This is a genomic window from Polynucleobacter tropicus (assembly GCF_013307225.1).
GTDB lineage: Bacteria > Pseudomonadota > Gammaproteobacteria > Burkholderiales > Burkholderiaceae > Polynucleobacter > Polynucleobacter tropicus.
Genome location: NZ_CP028942.1, coordinates 1,802,768 through 1,820,608, shown reverse-complemented (window position 1 = coordinate 1,820,608; position 17,841 = coordinate 1,802,768). Strand labels below are relative to the sequence as shown.

At 44.7% G+C, this 17,841-nt stretch carries 21 protein-coding genes and 1 tRNA gene; 15 read left to right on the top strand and 7 right to left on the bottom strand.

Translation table 11 applies throughout. The features are described from left to right. Window positions 1–19: 19 nt before the first annotated feature. Window positions 20–1,282 (bottom strand): putative Na+/H+ antiporter, encoded by a 1,263-nt coding sequence (locus DCO17_RS09290; protein WP_173956439.1) that lies wholly within the window; start codon window positions 1,280–1,282, stop codon window positions 20–22. Window positions 1,283–1,339: 57 nt separating this feature from the next. Between DCO17_RS09290 and DCO17_RS09285 the strand changes: the two genes are divergently transcribed. Then, entirely contained in the window at window positions 1,340–1,750 is a 411-nt protein-coding gene (locus DCO17_RS09285) for a rhodanese-like domain-containing protein (protein ID WP_173956438.1), read from the top strand. 38 nt (window positions 1,751–1,788) lie between these two features. Further along, entirely contained in the window at window positions 1,789–2,178 is a 390-nt protein-coding gene (locus tag DCO17_RS09280) for an OsmC family protein (protein ID WP_173956437.1), read from the top strand. 57 nt (window positions 2,179–2,235) lie between these two features. Here DCO17_RS09280 and DCO17_RS09275 read toward each other — a convergent pair whose 3' ends face one another. Continuing rightward, complete coding sequence (locus tag DCO17_RS09275) at window positions 2,236–2,523, bottom strand: YMGG-like glycine zipper-containing protein (protein ID WP_173956436.1); 288 nt, start codon at window positions 2,521–2,523, stop codon at window positions 2,236–2,238. Window positions 2,524–2,569: 46 nt separating this feature from the next. Continuing rightward, window positions 2,570–2,938: a Rap1a/Tai family immunity protein gene (locus tag DCO17_RS09270; protein WP_173956435.1), complete on the bottom strand. Its 369-nt coding sequence runs from the start codon at window positions 2,936–2,938 to the stop codon at window positions 2,570–2,572. Window positions 2,939–3,074: 136 nt separating this feature from the next. Between DCO17_RS09270 and DCO17_RS09265 the strand changes: the two genes are divergently transcribed. From DCO17_RS09265 to DCO17_RS09255, 3 genes are read left to right on the top strand one after another with little or no spacing between them, the layout of a single operon-like run. Next, window positions 3,075–4,277, top strand: coding sequence for an ammonium transporter (locus DCO17_RS09265; protein WP_173956434.1), 1,203 nt, complete (start codon window positions 3,075–3,077; stop codon window positions 4,275–4,277). A gap of 51 nt (window positions 4,278–4,328) precedes the next feature. Further along, window positions 4,329–4,853, top strand: a complete 525-nt coding sequence (locus DCO17_RS09260) for a gamma carbonic anhydrase family protein (RefSeq protein WP_173956433.1) — start codon at window positions 4,329–4,331, stop codon at window positions 4,851–4,853. A gap of 18 nt (window positions 4,854–4,871) precedes the next feature. Next, window positions 4,872–5,801, top strand: a complete 930-nt coding sequence (locus DCO17_RS09255) for an AEC family transporter (RefSeq protein WP_173956432.1) — start codon at window positions 4,872–4,874, stop codon at window positions 5,799–5,801. On the opposite strand, the gene maiA is transcribed toward DCO17_RS09255, so the two are convergent. Next, entirely contained in the window at window positions 5,772–6,470 is a 699-nt protein-coding gene (maiA, locus tag DCO17_RS09250) for a maleylacetoacetate isomerase (RefSeq protein ID WP_173956431.1), read from the bottom strand. The two genes, DCO17_RS09255 and maiA, sit on opposite strands and share 30 nt — an antisense overlap. Window positions 6,471–6,558: 88 nt before the next feature. Here maiA and DCO17_RS09245 point away from each other — a divergent pair, with 88 nt between their 5' ends. After that, a complete protein-coding gene (locus tag DCO17_RS09245; protein ID WP_173956430.1) occupies window positions 6,559–7,188 on the top strand; it encodes a trimeric intracellular cation channel family protein in 630 nt (209 codons plus the stop codon). Here the strand turns inward: DCO17_RS09245 and ggt are convergent. Continuing rightward, on the bottom strand, window positions 7,175–8,773 hold the full coding sequence (gene ggt / locus DCO17_RS09240; RefSeq protein ID WP_173956429.1) for a gamma-glutamyltransferase: 1,599 nt from the start codon (window positions 8,771–8,773) through the stop codon (window positions 7,175–7,177). The two genes, DCO17_RS09245 and ggt, sit on opposite strands and share 14 nt — an antisense overlap. Before the next feature lie 209 nt (window positions 8,774–8,982). Here ggt and DCO17_RS09235 point away from each other — a divergent pair, with 209 nt between their 5' ends. Continuing rightward, a complete protein-coding gene (locus DCO17_RS09235) occupies window positions 8,983–10,653 on the top strand; it encodes an MFS transporter (protein WP_173956428.1) in 1,671 nt (556 codons plus the stop codon). Window positions 10,654–10,723: 70 nt separating this feature from the next. Here DCO17_RS09235 and DCO17_RS09230 read toward each other — a convergent pair whose 3' ends face one another. Further along, a complete protein-coding gene (locus tag DCO17_RS09230; protein WP_173956427.1) occupies window positions 10,724–11,335 on the bottom strand; it encodes an MOSC domain-containing protein in 612 nt (203 codons plus the stop codon). Window positions 11,336–11,359: 24 nt separating this feature from the next. Continuing rightward, window positions 11,360–11,641 carry a 7(1) septoil knot domain-containing protein gene (locus DCO17_RS09225; RefSeq protein ID WP_173956426.1) on the bottom strand — a complete coding sequence of 94 codons (282 nt, stop codon included), beginning with the start codon at window positions 11,639–11,641 and terminating at the stop codon, window positions 11,360–11,362. Between the two features lie 68 nt (window positions 11,642–11,709). Between DCO17_RS09225 and DCO17_RS09220 the strand changes: the two genes are divergently transcribed. The 8 genes from DCO17_RS09220 (at window position 11,710) to DCO17_RS09185 (ending at window position 17,830) form a co-directional block, all read left to right on the top strand. Next, a tRNA-Met gene (locus DCO17_RS09220) sits at window positions 11,710–11,786 on the top strand. A gap of 61 nt (window positions 11,787–11,847) precedes the next feature. Then, the gene (locus tag DCO17_RS09215) at window positions 11,848–12,381 is read left to right on the top strand and encodes a DUF2878 domain-containing protein (RefSeq protein WP_173956425.1); all 534 of its coding nucleotides are present in this window, start codon (window positions 11,848–11,850) and stop codon (window positions 12,379–12,381) included. Window positions 12,382–12,500: 119 nt separating this feature from the next. Next, window positions 12,501–13,592, top strand: coding sequence for a recombinase RecA (gene recA / locus DCO17_RS09210; protein WP_173956424.1), 1,092 nt, complete (start codon window positions 12,501–12,503; stop codon window positions 13,590–13,592). 4 nt (window positions 13,593–13,596) lie between these two features. Then, window positions 13,597–14,109, top strand: a complete 513-nt coding sequence (gene recX / locus DCO17_RS09205; RefSeq protein WP_173956423.1) for a recombination regulator RecX — start codon at window positions 13,597–13,599, stop codon at window positions 14,107–14,109. 187 nt (window positions 14,110–14,296) lie between these two features. Further along, complete coding sequence (gene sucC / locus DCO17_RS09200; RefSeq protein WP_173956422.1) at window positions 14,297–15,466, top strand: ADP-forming succinate--CoA ligase subunit beta; 1,170 nt, start codon at window positions 14,297–14,299, stop codon at window positions 15,464–15,466. Between the two features lie 15 nt (window positions 15,467–15,481). Then, window positions 15,482–16,375 carry a succinate--CoA ligase subunit alpha gene (gene sucD, locus DCO17_RS09195; RefSeq protein WP_173956421.1) on the top strand — a complete coding sequence of 298 codons (894 nt, stop codon included), beginning with the start codon at window positions 15,482–15,484 and terminating at the stop codon, window positions 16,373–16,375. Window positions 16,376–16,460: 85 nt separating this feature from the next. Then, window positions 16,461–17,168 carry a TerC family protein gene (locus DCO17_RS09190; protein ID WP_173956420.1) on the top strand — a complete coding sequence of 236 codons (708 nt, stop codon included), beginning with the start codon at window positions 16,461–16,463 and terminating at the stop codon, window positions 17,166–17,168. A 143-nt stretch (window positions 17,169–17,311) separates the two neighbouring features. Then, complete coding sequence (locus tag DCO17_RS09185; RefSeq protein ID WP_173956419.1) at window positions 17,312–17,830, top strand: pilin; 519 nt, start codon at window positions 17,312–17,314, stop codon at window positions 17,828–17,830. Window positions 17,831–17,841: the final 11 nt, after the last annotated feature.

Here is a 17,841-nt window from a genome sequence, read left to right as displayed (position 1 = left end):
CGTACACCGCTTGCTAAATCTAAAGTAGTCGATAGGCAGCGATTGCAACTAGTGTGGGTGGTATTGCAGCTAAAAGGAGATAAAGTGCAGAGACGGCGCCACCAGGAAAATAACTGCGCAATATTGCAATGCCTGCCGGGTTTGGCGCATTTGCGATTACCGTAAGGCCGCCACCCGCAACTGCACCGCCTACTAGAGCAAGCTTGAAGTCCAAAGAAGTGCCAGTTACTAAGGATCCCAAATACGTTAGGGCGGCATTATCGGTAATAGCGGTTAAAGCCAAGCTGCCATAGAACACAGCGGTTGGGTTCATCATTTCTAGAATCGGTTGTAGCCACCAACCTTGCAATCCTCCGAGTACCACTAATCCAGCCAAGAAGAAGCCAACTAACAACGCTTCTTTCAGAATGAGCGGGCTTTGATATTTTGGGTATGCAGTGGTGTAGCCAATAAAGAATAAGAGTAGCCATACAAAAATAATTGGGTCATGCGCAAATACCACCACGCCCAACAAGAAAAGCAGATGTACTGCAATTACGGTCAATGGAATTTTTTCATGCTGGCTTGATGCGGAGGGTTCAATAAGTTGGCGATGAAATAAAAGAGTTGCTACAAGAGCATTCATGAATATGGCAATGCACGACTCGATTCCAAAATGATTAAACATAAATGCTGAGCTCCACTCCCAAGTGGATGCAACCATGAGTACTGGAGGCGCGGCAAAATTTGTCAGAGTACCGCCAATAGATATGTTTACAAACAGGACGCCCAAAGTGCCAAACAGCAATGATTTAGAGCATTGATGTCGATACACTAGATCACGCAATAAAAATGCGGCCAAGGTCATTGCTGCTGGTTCGGTAATTAAGGAGCCGAGAAGCGGTGTTAAGCCGAGTGTTAGAAAGTACAGCACTGGAGCGCCTCTTATGCCCAGTAAGCGTTTCAATATGTTTGCTACAGCATGCAGTAATTGCGTTGAAAAATGCAATATGGGTTTACTGCCAGCGACGATCATGATGGCAAAAACAAATAGGGGCTCTGTAAAGTTGCGCGAGTTTAGATAAGACTTAGCCGCGTTTAAGTTGCTTGCTAGGCAGATATAGATGATGAGCGCAGCTGCCCAAAAGCCAAATACAATCTCCACTTCTCCTAGGAGATGCCAAAGGCCTGCATGTCTTGGCGAATGTTTTGATAGAGATTCAAAATAGCCAGTGCAAAAGGTGTGCAAAACGGCAATTGCAAAAATAATGCTTGCACCAAGTTCTATAGGGGTAAAGTTCATAGGAGAATGTTAGCAGGTGACCCAACAAAAAAAGAATTGTCACTTTAGGAGATTTTGGTGAAATTAAAGATTGGTTATAGGGCGTTAATTGATAGCGCCATGGAGAAAATTGAAACTGTTCCCCTGAATCAGGCGCAAGAATTGCTCCAGGATTCTAATGTAGTGTTTGTAGATATTCGTGACATTCGAGAGCTTGAGCGTGATGGGATGATTCCTGGCGCTTTGCATGCTCCGCGGGGAATGTTGGAGTTTTGGATAGACCCAGAAAGCCCATACTACAAACCCATTTTTGGTGAGGGTAAGCGTTTCATTTTGTATTGCGCTTCTGCTTGGCGATCTGCTCTTGCCACGAAAACATTGCAAGACATGGGTCTTCCTCATGTCTGTCATTTAGAGGGTGGATTTAGCGCCTGGAAACAAGCGAATTTGCTAGTCGCAGAGAAGCCATCAAAATCACCAAAGAGTTAAGCTTTGCTAATGAATAATTAATCCATTTCGGAGACAGTATGAGAAAAGTAGTTTCGCAGTTTGGGGATGGACCACTACAGCAAAAGTTGCAGACAGGTAATTTGCATTTTTTATCTGATGCTTACGCTAGCAACGGTGGACAAGATACTGGCCCTACGCCCCATGAATATTTAGGCGCGGCATTAGCGGCGTGTACGAGCATGACATTAAAAATGTATGCGGGTCGTAAGTCGATGAACTTAGAGAATGCAATTGTGACAGTGGATATTGAGCGAGCGAATGATATTGAGATGTTCACGCGCGACATTCAACTGCAAGGGAGCCTTACTGAAGAAGAGAAAAATCGTTTAATTGAAATTGCAAATAAATGCCCAATACATAAGGCATTAGCAGGGGATATCCAAATAAAAACCCAGCTTGTAAGTTAATACAAGCTGGGTAGTTTTTGCAGCAATGCTATTAGTAAGCGTTAAGTAAGTATGTAATTAGTTTGGTGCGTTCGCTGGTTTGTTATTTTTTCCAGCGTTGTAGCCAGCGTTGTATTCAGATGCCTGCTCTTTTTTGTAGGAATCATAAATGTAGCCTGATGCCGCGCCAACGGCTGCACCACCAACCGCACCCCAGATTGGGTTGCCATGGAAAATAGCGGTGCCGATCGCGCCTGCTGCAGCGCCAATACCAGCGCCAGAGAGTGTGCGTTGTTCAGTATTGCTCATGTTAGAGCATCCAGCAATTGCAAGAGTTGCCGCAGTAATTGCGATAATTTTTTTCATATCAACAGATCCTTTAAATTAAATTGAGTTCAGTAGATTGATTAGATTATTTTCTGGCGCAAGGGAACTTTGCCGCCAAGAAACCTAAGAAAACTCCGGCTGCTGGTTTGTCAGCAGTTTGTGGGTTCTCTTGTCCGAACTTCACAAAATCAGCGATGACTTCATCGCGGGATGGGGCGGGTTGTTTTACGCAAATAAATGGTTTTGCGCGCTGTGGGTGACGCGTAGCCAAATAAGTGTCATAAATTGCAGTTGAGTAGCCAATACAGAAGCTTCGGGATTCCGGGCTTGCTGGTAATTTGCAAACATTTACTAGCTCTTGTGTGCTGAGAACCTTAACACCGGCATTTGGTTGGGCTTGTACTAGGCCAGCAAATGCTGTAATTGCAGCTAGAAAAAACAGGACTTTCTTCATGGGTTCTCCCTTAAGTGAATGTAAATTGATCATAAACCATCATTTTAGAGGGTATATGCACTAAATAAGTGCATGTTGCACCTGAATTGGTTTATTTACTCCCCATAATGATGCAAAAAATAAAAGGGGAAAACAAGTGGAAATTTTGAAATCTGGCAGTGATGCTCTATTTATTTTGTTGGGTGCCATCATGGTGCTCGCTATGCATGCTGGCTTTGCATTTCTAGAGCTAGGTACTGTGCGCAAGAAAAACCAGGTGAATGCCTTGGTAAAAATCTTGGTGGATTTTGCGGTTTCAACCATTGCTTATTTCTTCATCGGTTACAGCATTGCGTATGGAGTGAATTTTTTTTCAGGCGCGGAACTGCTGGCTGAAAAAAATGGTTACGAGTTAGTGAAGTTTTTCTTTCTCCTTACTTTTGCCGCTGCAATTCCTGCAATTATTTCTGGTGGTATTGCTGAGAGAGCTAAATTCAATCCCCAACTGATCGCTACTTTTGTTTTGGTTGGTTTTGTTTATCCTTTCTTCGAAGGTATTGCATGGAATCAGCATTACGGCATTCAGGCATGGATCAAGGGTTTAACTGGCGAAGAGTTCCATGATTTTGCCGGTTCAGTTGTAGTGCATGCTGTTGGTGGTTGGATTGCGTTGCCTGCAGTTATCTTGCTTGGCGCACGTCGTGGTCGTTACACCAAAGAAGGACAAATCTCTGCGCACCCGCCATCAAGCATTCCATTCTTGGCATTAGGTGCTTGGATCTTGGCGGTAGGTTGGTTTGGTTTTAATGTGATGAGCGCACAGACAATCGACAAGATCAGTGGTCTAGTGGCATTAAATTCTTTGATGGCGATGGTTGGTGGAACACTTGCTGCATGGGTGATTGGGCGTAATGACCCAGGCTTTGCATATAACGGTCCACTTGCTGGATTGGTTGCTGTATGCGCGGGCTCTGATTTGATGCATCCAGTTGGCGCTTTATTTGTCGGCTTGGTTGCTGGCGCTTTATTTGTGTATATGTTTACCTTGGTGCAAAACCGTTGGAAGTTAGACGATGTGTTGGGTGTTTGGCCTCTTCATGGATTGTGTGGACTTTGGGGTGGCTTAGCTGCCGGTATTTTTGGCACGAAAGCGCTTGGTGGAATCGGCGGCATTACTTTCACGGGCCAGCTGATTGGTAGTTTGATGGGGGTGGGTATCGCCCTGGTTGGTGGTTTTGTTGTTTATGGCGCACTTAAGGCAATCATTGGTATTCGGATGTCACATGAAGAAGAGTTTGAAGGCGCTGACTTAAGTGTTCACCGCATTTCTTCAACTCCAGATCGCGAGCCTAACTGGTAAGCCATTTCAGGAGCCATGCTGATATAGCCTGATTCATACCTATAATGGGTCATGGCTATATTTGAACTAGATGGAAATGCACCTCAACTTTCTGAGGGTGCTTGGGTTGCCGAAAGCGCAGAAGTCATCGGCAAAGTAGAACTTCACAAAAATTCCAATGTTTGGCCCAAGGTTGTTATCCGCGGTGATAACGATTTGATTCAGATTGGTGAGGACAGTAATGTGCAGGACGCATCTGTTCTACATACCGATCCAGGATACCCGCTTACCATTGGCAAAAATGTCACTGTAGGACATCAAGTAATGTTGCATGGATGTCAAATTGGCGATGGTAGTTTGATCGGAATTGGCGCCGTGATTCTGAACGGCGCAAAAATTGGCAAGCACTGCTTAGTGGGTGCTGGCGCTCTTGTTACAGAGGGCAAAGAATTTCCTGATGGATCTATGATTATTGGGTCACCTGCAAAAGCGGTTAAAACTTTAACTCCTGAGCAAATTTCAGGAATTGGAGAGATAGCAGGACGCTATGTCAAAAACGCGCAACGCTATGCCAAGACTCTGAAAAAGATTTCTTAATTCTGCTGAAGTGCTCCTTTGATCTACGTATTTAATGTAGTCCTTCCAGTCTTTGCGCTAATACTGATTGGGTATGTTTGTGGGCGCACTGGGAAATTGGGAGAAAGCGCCTCTGTTGAGCTCAATCGTTTTGTAGTTTGGTTGGCACTTCCTGCACAGCTATTTAATTTTGCCGCCAATAGCGGTTGGCAAACTCTTTGGCAACCAGGTTTTATTGCTGCTTTTTTCTCTAGTTGTTTCGTTGTCTTTTTGCTAGTGCTTGGCATTAGTTATTTCAAGAAAAGAGATTTGGCTACAGCAAGCTTTAATGGTTTAAGTGCATCCTATTCAAATACGGGTTACATGGGTATACCACTGTGCGCTCTTGCGCTGGGTCAGGATGGAATAGCCCCAGCAATTATTTCTACTTTTATAGTGTTTGTCATGTTTGCATTAGCGACGGTGTTAATCGAGATCGATATTCTGTCGCATAAAAAACATCATGAAATTTTGTTAAGCGTATTAAAGTCGCTCTGTGCTAACCCTTTGTTAGTTACTCCAGTAGCTGGTTTGGTATGGGCATCTACTGGCCAATCTCTGTATGACCCAATCGCTCAAGTCATTACGTTCTTGGCAGCAGCAGCAACACCATGCGCTTTGGTTTCTATTGGATTGTTTCTGCTGCAAAAAAGTAAGGCTTCAGCTAGTCAAGCATGGAGCGTAAGTATCGCAAAACTGTTTATTCAGCCTCTTATCGCCTGGTTTATTGCGGGTCCCATTCTAAATTTGCCGACACTTTGGTTAAATGCCATTGTGATTTTGAGCGCGCTCCCAACAGGCACAGGACCCTTTATGTTGGCTCAATATTACAAAGCCGATGGCAGTTTGATTTCGCGGGTCGTATTGATTACTACGGTTGGCTCTTTGTTAACTCTGTCATTATTTTTGTGGTGGAATGCTGGGGTTTGAGCCTTCAGCATCTATTTGCTTCTCCCAAGAGGCATCAATAAAGGCGGGCAACTTTAGGCACTCGTGCAGAATCTTGACTAGGGTTGGATAAGGACTCAAATCCATTCCGCTATTCAGAGCATTGAATAATTGCGGCACTAAACAGATTTCTACAAGCCCTGGTTGATCTCCATAGGCAAATAGCCCCACCCGAGAATCAATGCTCAATTGTTTCTCAAGACTATTAAGGCCCAATTGAACCCAGTGCTGATACCAAATATCTTTTGACTCAATGCTGCAGCCCAAGTTTTTCAATAGATACCGTAGAACGCGGACATTATTGATGGGGTGGATATCACTAGCGATGTCCATTGCTAAGGAACGCACCCAAGCACGATCACCTGGTGATGAGGGTAAGAGGGGTGGGCTAGGATGAGTCTCTTCTAGATACTCAATGATCGCTAATGATTGATGAATATTTGCTAAATCATCTTCAAATAGGGGCACTAAGTGAGTCGGATTTTTTTCTGAGTATTCTGGATCAAATTGGGCGCCACCATTTTTTGTGAGATGCACGGGAATGATGTCGTAGGAAATGCCTTTGAGATTGAGGGCAATACGAGCACGGAAGGCGGCTGAACTGCGCCAAAAACTATAGAGCCTAGGCTTGGAATTCGATTTCGTGATCATCTTATATTTTGCTTAATAGATTACTCTCAGTATATTCAGGGCGGTGAATTTGGACGAAGTTTATTTAAAGTGATTTAGACTGATTGCCATGGAACATATTCAGTTTTGGGTTGGCGTGATCGCAACCATGGCATTTGCGGTCACTGGCGTACTGGCGATAGCGGATCGCGGGGTCGATCTTTTTGGCGTATTGGTATTGGGCTTAATTACTGCGATTGGTGGTGGAACCATTCGCGACATTATTTTGGAAGCCCCTGTTTTTTGGTCTGAGAATCAAATATATGTATGGCTTGCTTTGGGAGCAAGCGTTCTAACTTTTGTTGCTGAATCATTTTTCACGCAACCGCAGATTTATCGTTGGATGCTTTATATCGATGGTTTTGGCGCCGCGCTTTTTGCGATACAGGGTGCAGACAAAGCTTGGAGCATGAATTATGGTTTGCCAGTAGCCCCAGTGATTTTGGGCGTGATTACTGCAATCGGCGGTGGTTTAATTCGAGATGTTTTGGCTGGAAGAAAAACGCTCATCATGTCGCATGAACTCTACGCCATTCCGGTGACATTTGGATGTTGTGCTTACGTTTTAATTTTGAACTTTCTTCCTCAATATGCAATCGAGGGTTCAGTTCTTTGTATGTTGGGAATATTTGGATTACGCGCAGCCGCAATTTATTGGGATCTGCGCGTACCCAAACTATTTATTACTAAAACGCGCTAACCGCGCCATCGCTACGAGGATCCCAGCCTCCGCGTAGGGTGCCTGAAGGTTCGCGAATGATGCAGCCTGCATGACCCACTGTCTCATCGAATGCATCGAGCATTTCGATTTCGTGACCCAAAGCATGCAACTCTTTTGCAACCCATGGGCTAAAACGAGATTCTAGTTTTAGGCTGTCACTCGTCTGCCCCCAAGTGCGACCCAACAACCAGCGAGGACGACTGATGGCATCTTGTGGATCAAGTCCATAAGTAGCAGTGCGTGTGAATACCGCACATTGCGTTTGTGGTTGACCATCACCTCCCATAGTTCCGTAGACCATTGAGCGACCATCTTTAAATAAGGCCATTGCCGGATTAAGGGTATGAAATGGTTTGCGATAGGGCTCGAGGTGGTTGAGTGTTTTTGGATCCAGAGAAAAACTGCAACCGCGGTTTTGCCAATTGATGCCAGACTTAGGTAGAACGATTCCTGCGCCAAACTCGTGATAGATGCTTTGGATAAAGGAAACGCAATTACCGTCGCCATCAATCACGCCCATCCAAATCGTATCGGCAGGCCCTTTGCCTTGACCCCAAGGCAATGCTCTATTGGGATCAATATTCTTGGCGAGTTTTTTCAGAAACGCTGGGGATAAGAATGATTGCGCATTCTTGGTCATATAAGCGGGATCTGTAACAAATTGGTCTCGAATCTTGAATGCCTGCTTGGTTGCCTCAACGCAGTGATGCACATATTCAGCGCTATCAACCTTGAAACGCTTCAAATTTAATTGGTCCAAAATGCCAACAATCATGAGAGAGACTACGCCCTGTGTTGGCGGAATCATGTTGTAAACATTGCCAATGCTGTGCTTGAGCTCTAGAGGGTCAATCAGCTTTGCATGATGGCGATGAAGATCGGCTAAGCGAAGAGGGCTTCCAATATCAGTCAGTTCTTTGCCGATTAACTCTGCAAGTTCGCCGCGATAGTAATCATCCGTTCCTTTTTCGGCAATCTGTCGCAATGTCTTTGCGAGACGCGCTTGTTTAAATATGCTACCAACCGCCGGCGCTTTGCCATTTACTAAAAATGTTTTAGCAAATCCTGGAATGGATTTCAGTTCTTCACTCTTTTTAGCTGTCAGGCTAGATTGGCTGTGTGTAACAGGCACGCCAGTTTCAGCATAGTGAATGGCATCGGAAAGCAAACGCGATAAGGGTATCTTGCCTCCCAAGCCTTGCTTAGAAAGTTTGTGGGCTGCGCCCCAACCAGAAATAGTTCCCGCAACAGTATTGGCAGCAACTGGACCTCTAAATGGGATCACTTTGGTAATGCCATGCTCTCTGTACCAATCTTTGGTAGCCAAGCCTGCAGCAGCGCCGCATGCATCAATGCCCCCCATGGCTTTGCCTGGTGAGTGAATGACCCAAAAGGAATCGCCGCCGATAGAGTTCATGTGTGGGTAGACGACCGCAATAGTTGCCGCTGCAGCGACCATTGCCTCAAGTGCATTACCACCTTCACGAAGTACGGCTAAAGCAGATTCAGATGCGAGAGAGTGAGGCGCTACTGCCATCCCTCTAATTCCCCATTTTGGTTGCATGGTTATTTGTCCCTAGTTGTATATGTTTATTGATATTAGACATCAGGCGAATGTTTGTTGCTTTAACGCAATTGCTTTTGTACTTTCTCGGGAAAACCCCCACGTCAATTGATGAGGAATTACCCTAACTAGTGAATTTCTTGGTTTTTTTTCACAGCATAATCAATCCGTTGTTTTTTATTTCAATAAAAATAAGTTAGGAGCTACGGATGTCAACAGCGCATAAAGCAGCCCCAATGACCGCTGAAGAACGCAAAGTTATTTTTGCATCTTCTTTAGGAACGGTTTTTGAGTGGTACGACTTTTATTTATACGGTTCACTTGCGGCAATTATTGCTAAGCAATTCTTCTCGGGCTTAGATGCTGGCTCTGCCTTCATTTTCGCCCTCTTGGCATTTGCTGCCGGTTTCATCGTGCGCCCATTTGGTGCATTGGTATTCGGTCGCTTAGGTGATTTGATTGGTCGTAAATATACCTTCTTGGTAACCATCTTATTGATGGGTGGTGCGACTTTCATCGTGGGTATCCTGCCTAACTATGCAACCATTGGTGTTGCTGCTCCAGTCATCTTGATCGCATTACGTATGCTTCAAGGTTTGGCTTTGGGTGGTGAGTACGGTGGTGCTGCAACTTATGTTGCAGAGCATGCTCCTCACGGCCGTCGTGGCGCTTACACAGCTTGGATTCAAACTACAGCTACATTAGGTTTGTTCTTGTCCTTGCTCGTGATTTTGTTCACACGTGAATTCACAGGCCCAGACTTTGATGTTTGGGGTTGGCGCGTTCCTTTCATCGTTTCTATCGCATTGTTGGCGATCTCTGTTTGGATTCGTTTGTCCATGAATGAGTCACCAGCTTTCAAGAAGATGAAAGAAGAAGGCAAATTATCTAAAGCTCCTTTGTCTGAGTCATTCGGTCAATGGAAGAACTTGAAGATCGTTATCTTGGCATTGTTTGGTTTGGTTGCGGGTCAGGCAGTAGTTTGGTACACCGGCCAGTTCTACGCTTTGTTCTACCTCACTCAAGTATTGAAGGTGGATGCAAAAACTGCGAACTTGTTGATTGCTGCTTCATTGGTAATCGGCACACCATTCTTCGTTGTGTTTGGTAGCTTATCAGACAAGATTGGTCGTAAGATCATCATCATGGGCGGTTTGTTGTTGGCTGTTATTACCTACATTCCAAACACCCCAGTTTCTGTCTTTAATGCTTTGACTCACTACGCTAACCCAGCGTTGGAAAAAGCGATGGCAACTGCACCAGCAACAATTACTGCTGATGTGAATGAATGTACATTCCAGTTCAACCCAACAGGTACGGCGAAATTCACCAGTTCTTGCGATATCGCAAAACAGGTGATGGCTTCAAACTCTGCTAGCTACAGCACTGTTCCAGGCCCAGCTGGTTCCACAGCGGTTGTGAAGATTGGCGACATTGAAATTCAGGGCTACACAGCTAAAGGCATTGATCCTGCTGAAGCAAAGGCAAAAGATGCTGAATTCAAGAAAGCTATTCGCGAAGCTTTGAACAAAGAAGGTTATCCAACTAAAGCTGATCCAGCACAAATTAATTATGTTGCCGTATTGCTCCTGTTGGTTTACTTGGTGATTTTGGTGACCATGGTTTATGGCCCAATCGCTGCGATGTTGGTTGAGATGTTCCCAACCCGCATTCGTTACACCTCTATGTCATTGCCATACCACATTGGTAACGGTTGGTTCGGCGGCTTATTGCCAACAATTTCCTTTGCCTTGGTTGCACAGAACGGTAATATTTACTACGGTCTCTGGTATCCAATCATCATTGCCGCTATTACTTTGGTAATCGGTACATTGTTTATCCGTGAAACCAAAGATGTTGATATTTATGCACGTGACTAATGAGAATTATTAAGATTCTTTAGTCTGCAGTAAATTAGAAACCCGATCAGAAATGATCGGGTTTTTTATTTCAATCCCAGAGATCTTTTTGATTGCGCTTAGCTAAAAGATTTCGGTTTTGCTGGGCGATAGACGTATCTCTTGGGCCAGGAATTAGCTGAATCTTCTCTCCCGCCGAGACCATCCCAGTCTTGAGCACCCGTAAGTACCAGCCGCTATAGCCCGATTGCACCATGGCTTTAGCAGCGCCTTTGTAGCCAAGTGCCGCATTGAATTTAAAACATGGCTCGCGTAATTTAGTGACTGCAAATTGCAGTTCACCGATCACCAGTTTGTCGCCAACAAAGACTTCGGTTTCTAGTAGCCCCTCAATAGTGAAATTTTCACCAAGACTGCCATATTGAAGTGCAATTGGTTTTTTGGTTTCGCGAGTGAGTAGTTCATTCCAAAACGCGTAATGTTCTGCCGGGTAAACATAAATAGCTTTTTCAAGACCGCCATGCACGCTGAGATCGGCTTGTTCGTCACCCTGAATGCCTAAGTTACCAATTTGAATTTTTGTAGCATTCTCTAAATTGCTGATACTGGTTTTGCGAATTCCAGATGGAACGGATTTGTAATCTGGATGGTGATTGCCAAATAAAGGCATCACCTTGCCAGAGGAAATTGAAAGTAATTTCATTGCTTGAATTCTAAAACGCTAGTATCAATAGCGGCACCGAGCATCACTCTTGTACTTTGTGTAATAGATGATGAGGTCAGCATCCGATTTATATTTTGTATAAAACCACACACCAGGTTCGTTGTCGCTGGAGTATTGGGTCTCATAAACAATGCAATTGGCCTCTGACGGGTACTTGGTTACGAAAACCTTTGCGTTTGCTTCGGATGGGTAGTTGGTGATAAAGATTTGAGCGGCAAATGCCCCTAGGGGTGCAAAGGCGACCAAGGCAAGCAATGCCAGTATTTTTTGGAAGATCGTTTTCATGTACCTATATTACGGTTTATGGGCTACGCCGTTACAGAATGGGGCGGATTTGCTACAATCACACCTTCGGCGAATTAGCTCAGCTGGTTAGAGCGACGGAATCATAATCCGCAGGTCCGGGGTTCAAATCCCTGATTCGCCACCAAATCTAAAAGCCATTGCCCAGCGGCAGTGGCTTTTTTCTTAAGTTGGCTGGATATTGAGATATGGCTAAATTTTGGAACTTTGTCTTTTTTCAGCTCGGCTGGTTCGCTTGTATCTTGGGCGCAGCAAACCAACAGGTTTTGTTGGCAGTCCTTCTCACCTTAGCTTATATCGCTTTTCATATCTGGTATCTAGATGAGCCCTGGCAATCTCTACATCTTTTAAGTAGGGCATTGGTTTACGGGTTTGTTGCCGATAGCCTCTTGGTGCAGCTCGGTTATTTGAATTTCCAGGATTCTTGGCCCACGGGCCATCTTTCTCCTGTTTGGATGTGGGTTTTATGGGTGTTGGTGGCTACCACTATTAATGGATCGCTTTCTTGGTTGCGAGGCAGACCCATCTTAGGGGCTATTTTGGGTGGTATTTGCGGCCCAATGTCCTACGAGGCTGGCATCCGTATGGGGGCTGGGTCTTGGGGTTCTGGTGGTCAAACAGTCGGCCTAATACTGGTTGGAGTGGTTTGGGCATTGGCTATTCCGCTCTTTTTCTATTGGGATCGAACCCCAATTGAGCATGGATTAGCGGGAAATCCGTAAATTCTTTAAAAAAGTCGCTTGCAAAGGATACTGTTTTTATATACAGTAACTCCTAAGTTGTTGGAAAGTAGATAAAAATTCGGGAAATAGCCCAATACAAAGCGAAAAAGGAATAAAAAATGGCCTTGGATGATAAAAGAAAGTCAGCCTCTTCGGAGTTTGAAGGCATGAGTGGAGACAAGCAAAAGGCGCTAACAGCAGCTTTAGCGCAAATTGAGAAGCAGTTTGGTAAAGGCTCAATCATGAGATTGGGCGATGCTGAAATTAGTCAAGATATTCAGGTGGTATCCAGCGGTTCTCTAGGTTTGGATATCGCACTCGGAGTTGGCGGACTTGCGCGTGGTCGCGTGATTGAAATTTACGGACCTGAGTCATCCGGCAAAACCACTTTAACTTTGCATGCAATCGCAGAAATGCAAAAGCTTGGTGGCACCTGTGCGTTTATTGATGCTGAACATGCGTTAGATGTTCAGTACGCTGGTAAGTTGGGTGTTGATGTAAATAATTTATTAATCTCTCAACCTGATACTGGTGAGCAAGCTTTGGAAATTGCAGACGCATTAGTGCGTTCTGGTTCGATTGATTTAATCGTGGTTGACTCGGTTGCTGCATTGGTTCCGAAAGCCGAGATTGAAGGCGACATGGGCGATTCTTTGCCAGGTTTGCAAGCTCGTTTGATGAGTCAAGCATTGCGCAAATTAACCGGCGCAATTAAGCGTACGAATACAACCGTCATCTTCATTAACCAGATTCGTATGAAGATTGGTGTGATGTTTGGTTCTCCAGAAACGACTACTGGCGGTAACGCCTTGAAGTTCTATGCTTCTATGCGTTTGGATATTCGTCGTATTGGTAGCATCAAGAAAGGCGATGAAGTTGTTGGTAATGAAACTCGCGTGAAAGTCGTGAAGAATAAGGTTTCCCCGCCTTTCCGTGAAGCTATTTTCGACATCATGTATGGCGCCGGTATCTCGAGAGAGGGTGAGATTATTGATATGGGCGTCGAAGCCGATATTGTTGAAAAATCGGGTTCTTGGTATAGCTATAACGGCGATCGTATTGGTCAAGGTAAAGATAATGTGCGCGAGTTCTTGAAAGAGAATCCAGAAATCGCCAAAGACATCGAAGCAAAAATTCGCGAGAAATTAGGCGTTAAAGCTGGATCTGCTGTAGTGACAGATGTTCTAGGCGAGGAAGAGGAAGTCGAATAACTCGATGACAGAAGTCAGCAGTAAAAAACATAAACAAAGCCCGAGTCTCAAAGCTCGGGCTTTGCGCCTTTTGTCCTTGCGAGAATACAGTCGTAAAACTTTAGGAGCAAAGCTTGCTGAATCTGAGGCACGTTGGGCGAAGTTGACTGAAACTGAGTCAACTCCACAAGCAAGCGCTTTGAGTATTGAGGCAGTTCTTGATGATTTTGAAGCTCGCGGCTGGTTATCGGATGAGCGTTTTGCGGAAGCGCTGGCTCGACGCCGCGGTGAGCGTTATGGCACCCGGAAAATTCAGGAAGATCTGCAAAGAGCAGGTGTAGATGCCCAGCACTCAGCCAAACTTCTGGCGAATTTGAGGGAGACGGAGTTTGAGCGTGCTTATGGGCTTTGGTCAAAAAAATATGGGGTAAAAGCGCAAGACCAGAAGGAGCGCGCAAGGCAATATCGCTTCTTGGCTAGCAAGGGATTTGGCCTGGATGTCGTGGCAAAGATTATTGGTGGCCAGACCCCCGATTAGGGCAATTACGGATCTAGAAACCCTATTTGCGGCATTGCAACATGATAGACTTAGAGAGTCGGTCAAGCCGTACGCATTTATTCAAAAATTGGCTAATTTAGTCATTTCTTGGGTAAGTATGGGATTTTGGCGACATTGTTTTTAAATCCTCATCGCTTGCTAAAAAAGATACCGTTTCGGAGTAATTATGAAAATTCATGAGTACCAAGGCAAAGAACTTCTGCGCCAATTTAATGTGCCTGTTCCAAACGGCATTCCTGCATTTAGTGTTGATGAGGCGGTAAAAGCCGCAGAAAAACTAGGCGGTCCAGTGTGGGTTGTAAAAGCCCAGATTCATGCTGGTGGACGCGGTAAAGGTGGTGGCGTGAAGTTGGCTAAGAGTATGGATGAAGTGAAGAAATACGCTTCTGAAATCTTGGGTATGCAACTTAAGACACACCAAACCGGCCCTGAAGGTCAAAAAGTAAATCGCCTCTTAATCGAAGATGGCGCAGATATTAAGAAAGAGTATTACTTCAGTATCGTTACGGACCGTGCGACACAAAAGAATGTGATCATGGCTTCTAGCGAAGGCGGCATGGATATTGAGGAAGTGGCTGAGTCACATCCAGAGAAAATTATTAAAGTGTTTGTTGATCCATTAGTCGGATTGACTAATGCGGATTGCGACATTGTGGCAAAAGGAATTGGTGTTCCTGAGGCCTCTATTCCAATGGCGCGCGATGTGTTCAAGAATTTATACAAGACCTACTGGGATACTGATGCATCTCTGGTAGAGATCAACCCATTGATTCTCGAAGGTAATGGCAAGATCAAAGCTTTGGATGCTAAGTTCAACTTTGATCCAAACGCATTATTCCGTCATCCAGAGATCGTGGCGTATCGCGATATTGATGAAGAAGATGCTGCGGAAATTGAGGCCTCTAAATTCGATCTTGCTTACATCTCATTGGATGGCAATATTGGTTGCTTGGTGAATGGCGCAGGTTTAGCGATGGCAACAATGGACACCATTAAGTTATTTGGTGGTGAGCCAGCAAACTTCTTGGACGTTGGTGGCGGTGCTACTGCAGAGAAAGTAACTGAAGCATTCAAGATCATGTTGAAAAACAAGAGTGTTGAAGCCATTTTGGTCAACATCTTTGGCGGAATTATGCGTTGTGACGTGATCGCTGATGGTGTTGTTACAGCATGTAAAGCGGTAAACCTTACAGTACCTTTAGTAGTGCGCATGAAGGGTACAAACGAAGAGCTCGGTAAGAAGATTCTTGCTGATTCAGGTTTGCCAATTATTAGCGCCGACTCAATGGCCGAAGCTGCTACTAAGGTAGTTGCTGCTGTTGCTAAAAACAAATAATCCAGGAATTTCAATATGTCTATTTTGATTAATAAAAACACCAAAGTCATTACACAAGGTATTACTGGTAAGACCGGTCAGTTTCATACTGAAAAATGTCAGGAATACGCAAACGGCAAAAACTGTTTTGTTGCTGGCGTGAATCCGAAAAAAGCTGGCGAATCTATTTTTGATATTCCAATTTATGCGACAGTAAAAGAGGCTGCACAGCAAACAGGTGCAACAACCTCAGTTATTTATGTTCCGCCTCCTGGCGCAGCTGCCGCAATTTGGGAGGCTGTTGATGCTGACCTTGATTTTGTTATCTGTATTACAGAAGGCATTCCAGTGCGCGACATGCTTGAAGTACGTAACAAAATGAAAGCTAAAGAAGCAAAGGGCGGCAAAAAAACTTTATTGCTTGGCCCTAACTGCCCAGGAATCATTACTCCTGATGAAATCAAAATCGGCATCATGCCTGGCCATATTCACAAGAAAGGCCGCATTGGCGTTGTAAGTCGTTCTGGTACTTTGACATACGAAGCTGTTGGTCAATTAACTGCAATTGGCTTAGGTCAATCTACAGCAGTTGGTATTGGTGGTGATCCAATCAATGGTCTCAAGCATATTGATGTAATGCGCATGTTCAACGAAGATCCAGAAACTGATGCTGTCATCATGATCGGTGAAATCGGTGGTCCAGATGAGGCTGAAGCAGCGCGCTGGTGCAAAGAAAACATGAAGAAGCCAGTAGTTGGCTTTATCGCTGGCGTAACTGCTCCTCCTGGAAAGCGTATGGGTCATGCTGGCGCATTGATTTCTGGTGGTGCTGATACTGCGGATGCCAAGCTCGCTGTAATGGAAGAGTGCGGCTTCAAGGTAACTAAGAACCCATCTGAGATGGCTGCGCTATTAAAGGCAATGTTGTAATTAAAAAAGGGCGCTGCTAACCGGCGCCCTTTTTGTAGTATTTGAAGTGTTGTAGATAAAAAAATAAATACAGTAGGGAGACACAATGGATTTTTCAGCATTTTCAGGCCCAGCGTTTTGGGCTGCACTTTTATCGATTATTGTTGCCAACATCTTGTTATCGGGAGATAACGCGGTGGTGATTGCTTTGGCATCACGTAACTTGCCCGCACATCAGCAAAAGAAGGCGATTTTTTGGGGTAGTGCTGCAGCAATTATCTTGCGCGTCGTGTTGACCGTGACCGCAGTGCAGCTATTGACCTTGCCCTATCTGAAGATCATTGGCGCGATTCTATTGGTGTATATCGGGGTGCAGTTATTGGCTGATAGTGATGATGAAGGGGAGATGGAAGGTAGCTCCAATATTTGGGGCGCTATTCGCACCATTCTGGTTGCTGACTTGGTGATGAGTTTAGATAACGTGCTGGCTGTTGCTGCTGCCGCTCAAAAAGGGCCGGAAGAAACTCGCTTGGCTTTACTCATCATTGGTCTTGGCTTGTCTATTCCATTGATTATTTTTGGCAGCACGATGTTGTTAAAAGTAATGGATCGCTTTCCAATCATTATTACTTTAGGTGCTGGCTTATTGGGTCTTTTGGCTGGCGGTATGTTGGTGGAAGACCCTGCAATTAAAGAGTCAATGCAGGCTGCATTTGAAGATGCTCACATGATCTTTGAGGGTATTGGGGTGGCGATCGTGATTTTGCTGGGTACATATTTGAAGAAAAAAAATGCCAGCAAAGAGGCTAAATAAGAGACTAAATAAAGCGAAATTTATTTCTGAATTCAAAATCAGAATCGGCCGGCTTCTATAGTCGGCTTTTTTTATTTTCTTTTACCTTGTTCAAAGGAGGTATAGACTGGAATATGAGGTATTTGACCTCAGGAGCAGAAGATATGAAAACAAGTTCTCAAGAAATTCAAAAGGCACAAGATCAAGGTGAGGCTGGATTTACGTTGATTGAAGTGATGGTTGTGGTGGCCATTATTGGCATCTTAGTAGCGGTAGCAGTGCCGCAGTATCAAGACTATATTGCTCGAACTCGTGTTGTAGAGGGAATGAATCTATCGTCAAGCGCCAAGCTTGCTGTAACGGAAGCATTTGCTAGTCGCGGAACTGTTCCTATGGATGAGGCTACCCACGGCTCTTTTAGTTTTACCCCAACACGAAGTGTGAAGTTGATTGAGATTACACCATCAGGTGCTATCGCAATTGACTACCAGATCAGCGTAGCGCCAGAAGGGAAAAATACTTTGCACCTGGTGCCCACTAATGAACCTGATGCAAATTCACCGAAACCAATTGATTTATCTATGCCAGAAGGTGCAACCTGGGCAGGCGGCTGGTCTTGTAGATCCACTCAAACCAATTTGATACCGCAGTTATTACCTTCAGAGTGCAGAATCAGTAAGTAACTTATTAGGGC

What these genes read in the sequence shown, in the direction of transcription:
- DCO17_RS09290 (WP_173956439.1), bottom strand. Translation starts at nt 1,282, where the DNA reads ATGAACTTTACCCCTATAGAACTTGGTGCAAGCATTATTTTTGCAATT.
- DCO17_RS09280 (WP_173956437.1), top strand. Translation starts at nt 1,789, where the DNA reads ATGAGAAAAGTAGTTTCGCAGTTTGGGGATGGACCACTACAGCAAAAG.
- DCO17_RS09275 (WP_173956436.1), bottom strand. Translation starts at nt 2,523, where the DNA reads ATGAAAAAAATTATCGCAATTACTGCGGCAACTCTTGCAATTGCTGGA.
- DCO17_RS09270 (WP_173956435.1), bottom strand. Translation starts at nt 2,938, where the DNA reads ATGAAGAAAGTCCTGTTTTTTCTAGCTGCAATTACAGCATTTGCTGGC.
- DCO17_RS09260 (WP_173956433.1), top strand. Translation starts at nt 4,329, where the DNA reads ATGGCTATATTTGAACTAGATGGAAATGCACCTCAACTTTCTGAGGGT.
- maiA (WP_173956431.1), bottom strand. Translation starts at nt 6,470, where the DNA reads ATGATCACGAAATCGAATTCCAAGCCTAGGCTCTATAGTTTTTGGCGC.
- DCO17_RS09245 (WP_173956430.1), top strand. Translation starts at nt 6,559, where the DNA reads ATGGAACATATTCAGTTTTGGGTTGGCGTGATCGCAACCATGGCATTT.
- ggt (WP_173956429.1), bottom strand. Translation starts at nt 8,773, where the DNA reads ATGCAACCAAAATGGGGAATTAGAGGGATGGCAGTAGCGCCTCACTCT.
- DCO17_RS09235 (WP_173956428.1), top strand. Translation starts at nt 8,983, where the DNA reads ATGTCAACAGCGCATAAAGCAGCCCCAATGACCGCTGAAGAACGCAAA.
- DCO17_RS09230 (WP_173956427.1), bottom strand. Translation starts at nt 11,335, where the DNA reads ATGAAATTACTTTCAATTTCCTCTGGCAAGGTGATGCCTTTATTTGGC.
- DCO17_RS09225 (WP_173956426.1), bottom strand. Translation starts at nt 11,641, where the DNA reads ATGAAAACGATCTTCCAAAAAATACTGGCATTGCTTGCCTTGGTCGCC.
- DCO17_RS09215 (WP_173956425.1), top strand. Translation starts at nt 11,848, where the DNA reads ATGGCTAAATTTTGGAACTTTGTCTTTTTTCAGCTCGGCTGGTTCGCT.
- recA (WP_173956424.1), top strand. Translation starts at nt 12,501, where the DNA reads ATGGCCTTGGATGATAAAAGAAAGTCAGCCTCTTCGGAGTTTGAAGGC.
- recX (WP_173956423.1), top strand. Translation starts at nt 13,597, where the DNA reads ATGACAGAAGTCAGCAGTAAAAAACATAAACAAAGCCCGAGTCTCAAA.
- sucC (WP_173956422.1), top strand. Translation starts at nt 14,297, where the DNA reads ATGAAAATTCATGAGTACCAAGGCAAAGAACTTCTGCGCCAATTTAAT.
- sucD (WP_173956421.1), top strand. Translation starts at nt 15,482, where the DNA reads ATGTCTATTTTGATTAATAAAAACACCAAAGTCATTACACAAGGTATT.
- DCO17_RS09190 (WP_173956420.1), top strand. Translation starts at nt 16,461, where the DNA reads ATGGATTTTTCAGCATTTTCAGGCCCAGCGTTTTGGGCTGCACTTTTA.
- DCO17_RS09185 (WP_173956419.1), top strand. Translation starts at nt 17,312, where the DNA reads ATGAAAACAAGTTCTCAAGAAATTCAAAAGGCACAAGATCAAGGTGAG.